We start from the raw sequence: 12637 nt of genomic DNA, 5'->3' as shown, positions 1-12637 counted from the left end.
GCAAGATATGGAAGCAGACACGATAGCCGATCAGCTCGGCGAGATCGTGAAGTCCACAGCAGACAAGACCGAGCATGCCGTGCGCGAACGTATTTCCGATACGTCTCAGCGCCAAACCTAGCTGATGATCCTGGATCAACGATAGCCGGCCTCTCCAGAAAGGGGCCGGTGTTGTCCGTCAAACGGTGACCCGCTCGAGTCACTTCAGAGCGGTGTGCGGACTGATGTCCCTTGCCGATAGTAATCCAGCGGATCAGGTTCTCTGGATTATTGGCCAACCCGCCGCCGATAACACGCGGTCAGCAAAACTGGTATCTAGGCGAGGACCGACCTGCACTTGAAGGTCGCAGACCGAGGATGCCGGTCCGCTCTGGGACGTAGGGCGACACCCCACTTCACCCCCCAGCCAGCCGCGGCAGCAGAAAAATCTCCGCCCCCGGCGGCAGTTCCTTCGACCACGTATCGCGATAAATCGTCCCGTCAATGGCCACCGCGATGCCCTTCTCGATCCAGGGCTCGATGCCGGGATACTGTTCAGCCAGTTTCCTGAACAGCTCCCTGATGTCCTTGGCCTCGACCTCGACCTTGCTCTGGCCGCCGGCGAGCTGGCCCAGCGCGCCCCAGAGCGTCACTTCGACCATTAGGGCAAGAACCTCATTTTGCCCTAGCCTCCCCGTTCCGCCTCGATCGCGGCGAGAACCCGTGGCGGCGACATCGGGATGTGGGTCATGCGCACGCCGGCTGCGTTGGAGACGGCATTGGCGATCGCCGCCAGCGGCGGCACGATCGAGGTTTCGCCGACGCCGCGCACGCCATAGGGGTGGTTGGGATTGGGTATCTCGAGGATCTGCGTGTCGATCATCGGCAGGTCCGAGCAGACCGGGATGCGATAGTCGAGGAAGCCGGCATTCTGGAGGCGCCCGTCCTTGCCGTAGATATACTCCTCGTTGAGCGCCCAGCCGATGCCTTGCGCGGCACCGCCCTGGTACTGGCCCTCGACATAAGTCGGGTGCACCGCCTTGCCGGCATCCTGGATCACCGTGTAGCGGATCACCCTGGTCGAGCCGGTATCGGGGTCGACCTCGATGTCGCATATATGGGTGGCGAAGGAGACGCCGGCGCCGTCGGCGACGAGTTCGCTGTGGCCGGCGATCGGCCCGCCGGTCTTGCCGGAAGCGGCGGCGATCTCCTTCAGCGACAGGGCTGCAAGATTGCCGTATTTTTCGCCCTTGGCGATGGCGTGGCCGTTTTCCCAGACCACGTCGTCGACGGGGATGTCCCATGTCTGGGCGGCGCGCTCACGCAGGATCTTGATCGCGTTGCGGGCGGCCGAGATGGTCGCCATCGAGGACGAGAAGGTGCCGCGGCTGCCGTCGGTCATGTCATTGTAGCCGAGCGAGGACGTGTCGGCGACCACCGCCTTGAGCTGGGCATAGTCGATGCCGAGCTCCTCCGCCGCCACCAGCGACAGCGACGCGCGCGAACCGCCGACGTCCACCGTGCCGACGGCCAGCGACACCGAGCCGTCCATGCCGATGTTCAGGTCCACGCAGGTCTGGCCACCGAAATTGAACCAGAAGCCGCAGGCCATGCCGCGGCCCTGGTTCTTGCCCAGCGGCGCCTTCATGTGCGGATGGTGCTTGGCCGCCTCCAGCGTCGGGCCGATGCCGATCGGGCCGTAGACCGGGCCGTAGGAAGAGCGGGTGCCTTCCTGGGCGGCGTTCTTGATGCGGAACTCGACCGGATCCATGCCAAGCTCCTTGGCCAGCTCGTCGACGGCGCTTTCCACCGCGAACGCAGCCATGGGTGCCGAGGGTGCGCGATAGGCGGCGGTCTTCGGCCGGTTGACCAGCACTTCGAAGCCGACCGTCTGGACGTTATCGAGCTTGTAGCAGGCGAAGGCCGTCATGGCGCCGATCTCGGCCCAGGCGCCGGCATAGGGGCCGCTGGTGTAGCGCAGTGTCGCTTCGGCGGCAGTGATGGTGCCATCCTTGCGGGCGCCGATCTTGACGTCGATCGAGGTGGCGCTGGTCGGGCCCGAGGCGCGGAACACCTCGTCGCGGGTCATCACCAGCTTCACCGCGCGTCCCGCCTTGCGCGACAGCGCCAGCGCCACCGGCTCGGCCCAGACATGGGTCTTGCCGCCGAAGCCGCCGCCGATTTCCGACGAGGTGACGCGCAGCTTCGAGGCTTCCAGCCCGAGCAGTTGCGCGCAATGCTGGCGGTAGACGAAATGGCCCTGCGTGCAGACCCAGAGGTCGGCGGTGCCGTCGGACGAGACGCTCGCCACGCAGGCATGCGGCTCGATATAGCCTTGGTGCGTCTGCTCGGTCTTGAAGGAGCGCTCGACGATGACATCGGCGTGGCCGAAACCCTGATGGACATCGCCATGGCCAAACTGGCTGCGCTTGGTGACGTTGGACGGCTTTACCGGCTTTTCCTCGAGCCCCTCGGTGAAGATGGTGTCGTTGATCAACGGCGCGGTGTGCTTCATCGCCTCGTCGACATCGGTGACATGCGGCAACAGCTCGTATTCGACCTCGATGAGCTTCAGCGCCTGCCTGGCCGTGCGGGCATCGACGGCGGCGACCGCGGCCACCGCATGGCCGTCATAGAGCGCCTTGCCGCGCGCCATGCAATTGTCGAGGACGTCATACATGGCGGCATCGCCATCGGTGAGATCGGGCAGGTCGGCGGCGGTGATCACCGCTTTCACGCCGGCGAGCTTTTCCGCTTTCGAGGTGTCGATCTTGAGGATCCTGGCATGCGCATGCGGACTGCGCAGGACACGCCCGACCAGTTGTCCCGCCATGTTGAAGTCGGCGCCGTAGCGGGCGCGTCCCGTCACCTTGTCGATGCCGTCTGGGCGGATGGGGCGGGTGCCGACGGATGAGAATTTGCGGCCCGAAAAGCGTGGATCGAAGTTCATGCGTGCGCTCCCTTCATCACATTGGCCGCATCCTGGACCGCGCGCACGATCTTGTCGTAGCCGGTGCAGCGGCAGAGGTTGCCGGCGAGGCCGAAGCGGATTTCTTCCTCGGTAGGATCGGGGTTCTTGGCCAGAAGATCCTTGGCCGCGATGAGGAAGCCCGGCGTGCAGATGCCGCATTGCAGGGCCGCATGCTCGAGGAATTTCTGCTGCAGCGGATGCAACTGATCGCCATGCGCCATGCCCTCGACGGTTTCGATATGCCGGCCTTCGGCTTCAGCGCCGAGCACCAGGCACGAGCAGACCAGCCGGTTGTCGAGGATGATCGAGCAGGCGCCGCAGTCGCCGGTGCCGCAGCCTTCCTTGGCGCCGGTCAGGCCGAGCCGATCGCGCAGGACGTCGAGCAACGTCTCGTCGGGCTGGCAAAGGTATTCGACGTGATCGCCGTTGATTGTCGTTGAAACTGCTACACCGGCCATCATTTGCCTCCTGCGCGTGCGTAGGCGGTCGTCGCGGCCCGTCCGGCCAGCACGCCCGCAACTTTTCGTCTGAACTCGATGGTGCCGCGCTTGTCGTCGATGGGGCGGCAGGCCCCGGCGCAGATCTTGGCGAGCCGCTCAAGTGCCGCCTCATCCAGCTTCCTGCCGATGAGAGCCTCGGCTGCTTCTTCCACCAGAAGCACGGTCGGGGCCGCGGCGCCCAGCGCGACGCGGGCGGCTGTTATGACGCCATGCTCGTCGAGCGACAGCTTCACGCCGGCGCTGACCACGGCGATGTCCATCTCGGTGCGCGGGATGAATCTGAGATAGGCGTCGCCCGAACGCGGCTCCCGCTTGCCGAGCAGGATCGCCTCGACGATCTCACCCTTGGCGAGCGAGGTCTTGCCAGGCCCGATCGGCACGGCCTCGACCGGAATGGTGCGCTTGCCCGACTGGCCGGCAACCACGGCCTTTGCAGCGGCGGCCACCAAGGCCGGGACGCTGTCGGCGGCCGGCGAGGCGTTGCACAGATTGCCAACGATGGTGCAGCGGCCCTGGACCTGCTTGGAGCCGATCAGCTTCGCCGCTTCGACGACACCGGGCCAGGCCTTCTTCAGAACCGCGCTCTCGCCCAGGACGGCGCAGGGGACGGTGGCGCCGATGCTGAAGCCGTCGGCCGTCTCCCTGATCTCGCTCAAGCCCTCGATCGCCTTGATGTCGACGATCAGGTCGGGATCGACAAACCCGCCCTTCATCCGAACGAGGAGGTCACTGCCTCCAGCGAGAATGGCTGATGTGCCGGAAGCGTCGGCCAGCAGGCCAACGGCGTCTTCGATTGAAAGCGGACGTATGTAACGCATCGTCTCCCCTTGGTGATGGTGATCTCGCCGACCGTTATAAACAGTCTCCTCATAATGACCATCCGGTTGCTGATTTCCAGCGATTGGGCCAGCACCGCGAGAGATTTTGTCTAAAGTCTTTGTTTTGATGCATGTCGTTGTCCCAGAACCGCGCACACTTCTGGGCGACATGCATTTAAGCGGCGTCTTTTGCACGGTCGAGGCTGATGCCGATGTCCTTCAAGGCCTCGGCCACGGCCTCGTCCAGCGGCGTGTGCGGGACTTCGCCGATGATGCCTTCCAGCCGGTCGGACACGAGCCGGTGCGGTTCGAAGCGCAGATAGGACATCGAGACGATCTCGCGCCACATCGCCGCGAACGGGCTGCCGGCGCGCAGCACCCACCAGGGCATGAAGGTCAGTTTCAGCGGCCGGCCAAGCGCCTTCTCGGCCGCGGCCTTGATGTCCATGTCGGTGACGGCGTGGCCGGGGAAGTTGAGCGCCTCAAAGAAGCCGAGCTTGCCCTGATTACGCGCCAGGCCGACGAAGCCGATGGCGAAGTCCAACAAATAGGCCCATTCGTGCACGAGGTTGGCCGGGCCAGGCGCGGTGTAGACGCCCTTGCTCATCTTGGCGGCGACGACGAGGTCGAACCATGATCCGCTGCCGGTGCCGCCGAAGAAATCGCCGGCGCGCAGGATGATGGTGCGGACGCGGCCGGCATCGGCCTCGCGGCGAAACAGCGCTTCCATGGCGCAGCGGATGCGGCCCTTCTCGGTCGTCGGACGAAATGGCGTGTCTTCGGTGACCACCTCAGGCATCGGCGAGCCGTAATTGTAGACAGTGCCGGGGAAAAGATGCAGCGCGCCGTTGGCATGGCAGGCGGCCATGACGTTCTCCGCCATCGGCAGGCATTTGCTCCAATCGGTGTAGATCGGGTTGAGACCGTTGAAGATGATGTCGACACCCTGCGTGGCGCGGATCAGCGCCTCGCGGTCGAGCGCATCGCCGGCGACGGCGGTGGCGCCCTTCAGTTCGGCCGGGACCTTGCCGGTGCGGGTGACGGCGCGGACATCGAAGCCGGCGTCGATGAAGGCTTTGCCAACCACGCGGCCGAGCCGGCCATTGGCGCCTAGAATTGCGATCTTGGTCATTTTTCTTCTCCGTGTCTGTGTTTGCACGGTGAATATGATGCGTTCATACGCGAATGAAAATTGACTATGGATGCAGATTTGTTATTCATAAATGAATGGAAGACATCGACTGGAACCTGATCAAGAGTTTCGTCACCGTGGCGGAGACCGGCAGCCTGTCGGCCGCGGCGCGCAAACTGTCGGCCAGCCAACCGACGCTCGGGCGTCACATCGGTGAGCTCGAACAGGCGTTGGGCGTCACCTTGTTCCGGCGCGGGCGGCGCGGCTATGCGCTGACGGAAGCAGGCGCCACGCTGTTCGAACGCGGCAAGGCCGTGAGCGAGCAGGCGAGCGCGTTCTCACTATTGGCATTGGGCTCGGTCGAGGCGATCGAAGGCACGGTGCGCATTGCCGCCAGCGAGGTGGTGGCGGCCTATGTGCTGCCGAGGATGACGGCGCGGCTCGGCATCGAGGAACCCGGCATCGAGGTCGAGATCGTCGCCTCGAACCAGGTCGAGAACCTGCTGCGAAGGGATGCCGATATCGCCATCCGCATGGTCAAGCCGGCGCAGAACGAGCTGACGGCGCGCAAGGTCTGCGATATCAAGCTCTGCTGCTGCGCGGCGAAATCCTATCTCGACCAGCACGGCCGCCCGCTCAAGCCCGCCGATCTTCTCGACCATCCGCTGATCGGCTTCGACCGCAGCGACGAGATGATCCGGGGCTTTACCCATGCCGGCATCCCCGTCACCCGAAGCAGCTTCCGCTTCAGGGCCGACAACCAGATCGTGCTGTGGGAAGCGCTGCGGGCGGGAAACGGCGTCGGTCTTGGCCAGGAGCCGCTGACGGACAGCGACCCGTCGCTGGAGAAACTGCTGCCCGGCCTGCCACTGCCCAGCCTGCCGGTGTGGCTGGCCATGCATCGCGACGTGCGCACCAGCGTGCGCATCCGCCGCGTCGCGGATTTCCTCTATGAGGAGCTGAAGCGCTATTCGGCGGGGGCGGCCGCGAATTCGGCGCGGTGAGCGAGCCCGGCCATCAACAGCACGACGACCAGCAGCGCCGACATGGCGACGAAAATCGGGCCGAAGCTCGAATGCTCGGCAACGAAGCCGATCGCCGACGGCGCCACCAATATACCGGAATAGCCCATGGTGGTGACGACGCTCATGCCGGTGCCCGACGACATGCCTTCCTGGTTGCCGCCGGCCGAGAAGATGATCGGCACCATATTGGCGATGCCGAAGCCGCACAGAGCAAAAGCCGCGATGGCGATCCAGGGCGAAGGCGACAGGCCGGCGACCAGCATGCCGGCGGCGGCGACCACCGCCGAGCCGCGCAGCGTCGCCACCGCGCCGAAGCGGTTGCGCACGCCGTCGCCAAAAAAGCGCATGACAGCCATGACGCCGGAGAAGGCGGCGTAGGCAAGGCCGGCGATGGCGAGGTCGGCGCCGAGCTCCTGCCTGAGATAAAGCGCTGCCCAGTCGAGCACGGCGCCCTCGGAAATCATCGTCAGCAGCGCCATCAGCCCTACAAGATAGACCAGCGGGTTGGCCGGCAGCGTTAATTTATGATGCTCGGCGGCCTGCGGCTTGTCCTCGGCGATGAGGTAGCCGACCGCCACGGCAATGACGGCAAAAGCAATGATCGTGACTACAGCCGCATGGGCGAGGTTGCCGTAAGTCTGGATGGCGTAACCGCCCAGACCGCCACCGGCGAAACCGCCGAGGCTCCAGAAGCCGTGCGAGGACGACATGATGGCGCGGGACAGCCGGCGCTCGACCACCACGGCATTGGCGTTCATGGCGACATCCATGCCGCCGATCGAGCCGCCGAAGATGATCATGGCGATCGACGCCAGCGGCACGTTGGGCGCCAGCGCCACGATCAGCAGGCCGAGGCTGCCGCACAGGCCGAACCAGCGCAACACGGTGCGCGAGCCATGCCTGGAGATCAGATGGCCGCACCAGCTCATAGCCGCGACCGCGCCGACGCCGAACAGAAGGATCAGCAGACCGAGGGTGAATTTCGAGATGTCGAGCCGGGTCAGGAACACCGGAATCTGCGGCGCCCAGCTGCCGGTCAGGAAGCCGTTGGCGAGGAAGATCGCGGCTACGGCCCATCGCCCGCGAATGGCGCTCTGCATGGTGTTTTGCGCGTTCATGGCCCGAATCCGGTCAAAGAATGGCTTTGCGCGGCAAATTCGATCGATTCAATTTCTCGTCAAGCGCTTGGCTGCGAAAAGCTTGTGGGCCACATCTAAGGGGAAACCGTTAGGCGCTGTCCCGCCGACGTCAATCCTGTGAACCGCGCGCTACTTCAGTGATCCCTCGGCCGTCTTGCCTCGAACTCCGCTTTCTTGGCGTCCGAAGCCTCGGTCTGGTTCAGCGCCTGCCATTGCGCATAGGGCATGCCGTAGACGATTTCGCGCGACTGATCCTTGCCGAGATCGACGCCCTCAGCCTCGGCCGCTTCGCGATACCAGTTCGACAGGCAGTTGCGGCAGAAGCCGGCGAGGTTCATCAGGTCGATGTTTTGCACATCGCTGCGCTCGCGCAGATGCTCGACCAGCCGGCGGAAGGCCGCGGCCTCGAAATCGCGTTTCTGGTCATCGCTGAGTTCGGTCATTGCCTTGGATCCTCACAGCGGCCCGGTGCGCGAGCCGAACATCTTCACCTGATGTATATCGGGACGGCGGTCGATGGCGTCAACGATCGGCGCCAGCCGTTCCGCCCAGGCCAGCGCCCCCTTGCGGTCTGATATCAGGTCCTGGCGGATCTCGATCAGCGCATGGGCAAAGCCGTTGACGATGGCGTGCTTGAACATGGTGTCGCCGCGCAACGCGCCGTCATAGGGTTCATTGTCGCCGACGACGAGGTTTTTATCCTGCGCCAGCATGTCGATCAGCGGCCGCGCCACGCGGTCGTCGAGGTCCCACAATATGCCGACATGCCAAGGGCGGATGAAGCCCTGCATGACAGGGGTGAAGGAGTGTACGGAGAAGATGAACGGCGCTTTGCCTGAGGCGTGCGCCGCCGACGCGATCATGGCGCCGACCGCGTCCTGATAAGGCCGGTAGAAGCCTTCGAGCCGCCTTTCGCGTTCTTGCGGCGCCATAGGGTAGTTTCCCGGCACGACAGTGCCGTCATAGAGCTGGCGGATCAGCGTCGGGTCGTCCTCGCCGCGATTGGGATCTATCAGCAGCCGCGAAAAATTGGCGATCACCGCCGGCACGTCGAGCGCCGCCGCCAGTTCGCGCGTCACCGTCTCGACACCGATGTCGTAGGCGATATGGCGATCGAGTTCCGCCGCCGGCAAGCCGAGACTGCCATACTCCTCCGGCAGGTCGCGGCGGGCATGGTCGGCGACAAGCACGATGCCTCGCTTGCGGTCGCCTTCGACGATATCGAAAGGCGCGAAAACTGTGGATCGGGTCATTGGCTGGAAAGGTCTGTTCGCTGGCTTCCGGGGAGGGTGGTATCGTCATTCCCACGAAGAGGACTGTTGCGCAATGCCGTTGTTTGGCCACGGTTTCTGCGAAAATCCTGTGACGCGCGGCGTATCGCGTGCCGGGGGCCTTTCTAAATCGATTGGAATTGGACAGAACGGCGCGTTGACATGCGCCCGGACTTTTCCGAAAAGGGGCGTTGAGAGATGCAGATGACGTTATTGAGGGGTTTCGGGATGGGTTCCGCCGGCAGGCCGCGTGCGCGCACCGCCTTTGCCGTGCCGCTCCTGACCCTGACGCTAGGGCTCACCGCGCTGGTCGCGGCTTCGCCTGCCCGCGCCGATTTCCGCGTCTGCAACGCCACGCAGAACCTGGTCGGCGTTGGCATCGGCTACCGCGCCAAGGCAGGCTGGATCACCGAGGGGTGGTGGCACATCGAAGGATCGAGCTGCAAGACGCTGATCGAAGGTCCGCTGTCATCGAGGTTTTACTATCTTTATGCAGAAGACGCCGAGCGCGGCGGGCGCTGGGATGGCCCGATCAACATGTGCGTGGCCGAAAAAGAGTTCAAGATCGCAGGCGTTACCGATTGCGTCGCCCGGGGCTTCCAGCGCGCCGGATTCCAGGAATATGACACGGGCGAGCAGGCAAGCTGGATGGTCCAGCTGACCGATGAGTCCACAACGGGAGGCGCTCCAGCCGCCCCGGGAACAAACAGTCAATGAGACGTAGCCGCAAGGTCAAGATCCTCGCCACCATCGGTCCTGCCTCCTCGTCCGAGGAGATGCTGCAGAAGCTGTTCGAAGCCGGGGCCGATGTCTTCCGCATCAATATGAGCCACACCGATCACGAGTTGATGCGCACGCTGGTCGGCCGCATCCGCGCGGTCGAGGAAAAGGTCGGCCGTCCGATCGGCATCCTGGCCGATTTGCAAGGACCAAAGCTGCGCGTCGGCAAGTTCGCCAACGGCAAGGAGGTGCTGACGCCAGGCCAGACCTTTACGCTCGACAACAATCCCGAGCCCGGCACGTCGATGCGGGTCTACCTGCCGCATCCCGAAATCCTGAGTTCGGTCGAGGCCGGCCACCGTCTGTTGATCGACGACGGCAAGCTGGAGCTCAGGGCGGTGAAGAGCGACGGCAAATCGATCACCTGCACCGTCGTCGCCGGCACCACCATTTCCGACAAGAAGGGCGTCAGCCTGCCCGACACCGACCTGCCGGTCGGTGCGCTGACCGAAAAAGACCGCAAGGACCTCGATGCGGTGCTGGCGGAAAGCGTCGACTGGGTGGCGCTGTCGTTCGTGCAGCGGCCGGAGGATTTGGCGGAAGCCCGCAAGATCGCGCGCGGCCGGGCGCTGATCATGGCCAAGATTGAAAAGCCGCAGGCCGTCGCCCGGCTGGCCGAAATCATCGAACTCTCCGACGCGCTGATGGTCGCCCGCGGCGATCTCGGTGTGGAAATGCCGCTGGAAGCCGTGCCTGGCATCCAGAAGCAGATCACGCGCGCCGCGCGCCGCGCCGGCAAGCCGGTGGTGGTCGCCACGCAGATGCTGGAATCGATGATCACCGCGCCGGTGCCGACCCGCGCCGAGGTGTCCGACGTGTCGATCGCCGTGTTCGAGGGCGCCGACGCCATCATGCTTTCAGCCGAATCCGCTGCCGGCGCCTATCCGGTCGAGGCGGTGGCGATGATGAACCGCATCGCCACCAAGGTCGAAACCGACCCGACCTATGCCGGCATCATCAACGCGCAGCGCTCGGAACCGGAAGCAACCGGCGCCGACGCCATTTCGCTCGCCGCCCGCGAGATTGCCGAGACTCTGAAACTGTCGGCGATCATAACCTATACGGCGTCGGGCACCACCGGCCTGCGCGCCGCGCGCGAGCGGCCGCAAGTGCCGATCATCGCGCTGTCGCCGATCCTCAACACGGCGCGGCGGCTGTCGCTTTTGTGGGGCACGCATTGCGTCGTCTCGCCCGACGCCAGCGACCTCGACGACATGGTCGACCGCGCCTGCCGCATCGCTTTCGAAGAGGGGTTCGGCCAGCCGGGCGACCGTGTCATCATCACGGCGGGCGTGCCGCTGAGGACGCCGGGTTCGACCAACATGCTGCGCATCGCCTATGTCGGATCGGACGTGCAGGCCACCCGCAACATAGGCTGAGACCTCGTCACAGTTCGCTGCGCTCTTGCCGCACCTTCGGCGTGATCGATGCGCCGAAGGAAGCGGCGAGCCCGGGGAACGGGGTCGTGCAGGTACTGGTCCGGACCCAGCATCTTTCGCCGGTTGAGTTCGACTGTGTCGAGCAGATCGAAATCGACCGTGGCGATCGTGCAGTGCCACCCGGGATTGCGCGACGCCCAGCCCCTCTTGTGGTGTTCCAAAAGCCGCTCGCGGGCGGAATAGCCGTGGTAGTCGAACGCGATCACGCCGTTGGTCGCGTAAATATGGTTCCCGGAAAAGCCCTCGCCAGGAATGATCCGTTCGCCGTAGAATCCTTCCAGAGGAGCATGCTCGAGAAAGGCGCCAGCAAGAATGGCGCACGCGCCATAGCCGAAGAAGATGCGGTCCGGCAACGCCCATCGCTTCTCCGGGTTTCTCTTGACGCCGTGTTTCAGGACATACATTGCGATCAGGTCGGGGCCAGTTCCGCGTCGGGCACTGTGATGTCGGGGCATCGCCCCTCATTGTACGCATCGCCGGCGATGCGTGCTTCCACGGTTTTTGCCATTGCCTGCAGGTCGACAACCTTGCCGGCGACTTTCTCGATCGCGCCGACGACGAGGTCGGAGGCGATCCAATCCGGCTTGTGGCCGAGATTGTGGACCCAGATCAGTTCGGCGCCGGGGATGTCCCTGACCAGGCCGACCGAATGGATCGAGGCATAGACCACCTTGTCGCGATCGCCCGAGATGACGATCGTCGGCGCTGTGATGTCGCGGTAATGCGGCGCGGCCTTCAGCGTATAGTCGTAGAGGCCGGCGACATCGATGGCGTTGGCGCGGAAAGCGCCGGGACGCAGCACCAGCGGAATCGAGGCATTGCCGACATAGCCTTCCGGCACCTTGTTGGACACGCAGGCCGTGGCGCTGTCCATCTGCAGCGTGCCTGCCGGATAGGTCAATGTCTCCGAGAACAGCCAGCGGATGATGGGGGTGGCGGTCAGCTTGTAGTACCAGGCGGTCGCGCCGCCCGGCCAGGGGTGGCTGACCGGCGACAGAAAGACCAGCCCGAGCGTCTTCTCCGGGTGTTCGCGGCCAAAGGCGGCGGTGATCACGCCGCCAAAGGAATGGCCGACCATGATCGCATTGTGGATGCCGAGACGGCTCTGGCGATGGTGTCGGCCTGCGCAGACGGGCTCTCTTTGCCGGGGCCGCGCGCCGACCAGCCGAAGCCCGGCCGGTCGAGGAAGACCATCTCGGCGCGGCCTTCGAGCAAAGGCCTGATCGGCAGCATCTGATCCCTGAGGTTGGCGCTGGCGCCATGGATGAAGACGATGGCCGGCAGCTCTGCATTTTGCGGCGCCGGCACGTGGACATAGTGGATGCGGGTGCCGTCGATGTCGGCAAATTCGCCGGCCGGCGGGTTTCGCCACTCGATCAGCCACGCGCCGGCGCGGGTGACACCGGCCAGGGCAAAGACGAGCGCGAGGAGCAAAGCACAGGCGGCGTAAATGAGGTTCATGCGCGGAGATACGGGGGTGGAGGGGGATAAGTTCTAGGGAGTAGGGAGTAGGGAGTAGGGAGTAGGGAGTAGGGAGTAGGGAGTAGGGAGTAGGGTGAAGGGAGAATGATGTATAGTGACGG

At 64.6% G+C, this 12637-nt stretch carries 12 protein-coding genes and 1 pseudogene; 3 read left to right on the top strand and 10 right to left on the bottom strand.

The annotated features are described in order from the left end of the window. Positions 1–395: 395 nt before the first annotated feature. The 5 genes from NKJ76_RS31785 to NKJ76_RS31765 form a co-directional block, all read right to left on the bottom strand. Positions 396–641 (bottom strand): MoaD/ThiS family protein, encoded by a 246-nt coding sequence (locus NKJ76_RS31785; protein WP_023684042.1) that lies wholly within the window; start codon positions 639–641, stop codon positions 396–398. Between the two features lie 23 nt (positions 642–664). Beyond that, a complete protein-coding gene (locus NKJ76_RS31780; RefSeq protein WP_352539186.1) occupies positions 665–2929 on the bottom strand; it encodes a xanthine dehydrogenase family protein molybdopterin-binding subunit in 2265 nt (754 codons plus the stop codon). Beyond that, the gene (locus NKJ76_RS31775; RefSeq protein ID WP_023684040.1) at positions 2926–3408 is read right to left on the bottom strand and encodes a (2Fe-2S)-binding protein; all 483 of its coding nucleotides are present in this window, start codon (positions 3406–3408) and stop codon (positions 2926–2928) included. The genes NKJ76_RS31780 and NKJ76_RS31775 overlap by 4 nt, the downstream gene beginning before the upstream one ends. Next, positions 3408–4268 carry an FAD binding domain-containing protein gene (locus tag NKJ76_RS31770; protein WP_352539185.1) on the bottom strand — a complete coding sequence of 287 codons (861 nt, stop codon included), beginning with the start codon at positions 4266–4268 and terminating at the stop codon, positions 3408–3410. Before NKJ76_RS31770 ends, NKJ76_RS31775 begins: the two co-directional genes overlap by 1 nt. 175 nt (positions 4269–4443) lie before the next feature. Beyond that, on the bottom strand, positions 4444–5400 hold the full coding sequence (locus tag NKJ76_RS31765) for an SDR family oxidoreductase (RefSeq protein WP_352539184.1): 957 nt from the start codon (positions 5398–5400) through the stop codon (positions 4444–4446). Positions 5401–5495: 95 nt separating this feature from the next. Here NKJ76_RS31765 and NKJ76_RS31760 point away from each other — a divergent pair, with 95 nt between their 5' ends. Further along, positions 5496–6404: a LysR family transcriptional regulator gene (locus tag NKJ76_RS31760; RefSeq protein WP_352539183.1), complete on the top strand. Its 909-nt coding sequence runs from the start codon at positions 5496–5498 to the stop codon at positions 6402–6404. Here NKJ76_RS31760 and NKJ76_RS31755 read toward each other — a convergent pair. The 3 genes from NKJ76_RS31755 to NKJ76_RS31745 form a co-directional block, all read right to left on the bottom strand. Further along, positions 6368–7543, bottom strand: coding sequence for an MFS transporter (locus tag NKJ76_RS31755; protein WP_352539182.1), 1176 nt, complete (start codon positions 7541–7543; stop codon positions 6368–6370). The two genes, NKJ76_RS31760 and NKJ76_RS31755, sit on opposite strands and share 37 nt — an antisense overlap. A gap of 155 nt (positions 7544–7698) precedes the next feature. After that, positions 7699–8007, bottom strand: coding sequence for a DUF1244 domain-containing protein (locus NKJ76_RS31750; RefSeq protein ID WP_023690051.1), 309 nt, complete (start codon positions 8005–8007; stop codon positions 7699–7701). Between the two features lie 12 nt (positions 8008–8019). Continuing rightward, positions 8020–8817: an N-formylglutamate amidohydrolase gene (locus tag NKJ76_RS31745; protein WP_352539181.1), complete on the bottom strand. Its 798-nt coding sequence runs from the start codon at positions 8815–8817 to the stop codon at positions 8020–8022. 246 nt (positions 8818–9063) lie between these two features. Here NKJ76_RS31745 and NKJ76_RS31740 point away from each other — a divergent pair, with 246 nt between their 5' ends. Continuing rightward, entirely contained in the window at positions 9064–9552 is a 489-nt protein-coding gene (locus NKJ76_RS31740; protein WP_023673118.1) for a DUF1036 domain-containing protein, read from the top strand. After that, the gene (gene pyk / locus NKJ76_RS31735; RefSeq protein WP_023745750.1) at positions 9549–10994 is read left to right on the top strand and encodes a pyruvate kinase; all 1446 of its coding nucleotides are present in this window, start codon (positions 9549–9551) and stop codon (positions 10992–10994) included. Before NKJ76_RS31740 ends, pyk begins: the two co-directional genes overlap by 4 nt. Here pyk and NKJ76_RS31730 read toward each other — a convergent pair. Further along, entirely contained in the window at positions 10952–11458 is a 507-nt protein-coding gene (locus NKJ76_RS31730; protein WP_352539180.1) for a hypothetical protein, read from the bottom strand. The genes pyk and NKJ76_RS31730 overlap by 43 nt on opposite strands. Positions 11459–11463: 5 nt before the next feature. Then, positions 11464–12515: pseudogene (locus tag NKJ76_RS31725) on the bottom strand (alpha/beta fold hydrolase). Positions 12516–12637 lie beyond the last annotated feature (122 nt).

The sequence above is a fragment of the Mesorhizobium sp. M0029 genome (assembly GCF_040323735.1).
Taxonomy (GTDB): Bacteria; Pseudomonadota; Alphaproteobacteria; order Rhizobiales; family Rhizobiaceae; genus Mesorhizobium.
The sequence above is the reverse complement of the archived record's forward strand: the minus strand, read 5'-3'. Positions and strand labels throughout refer to the sequence as shown.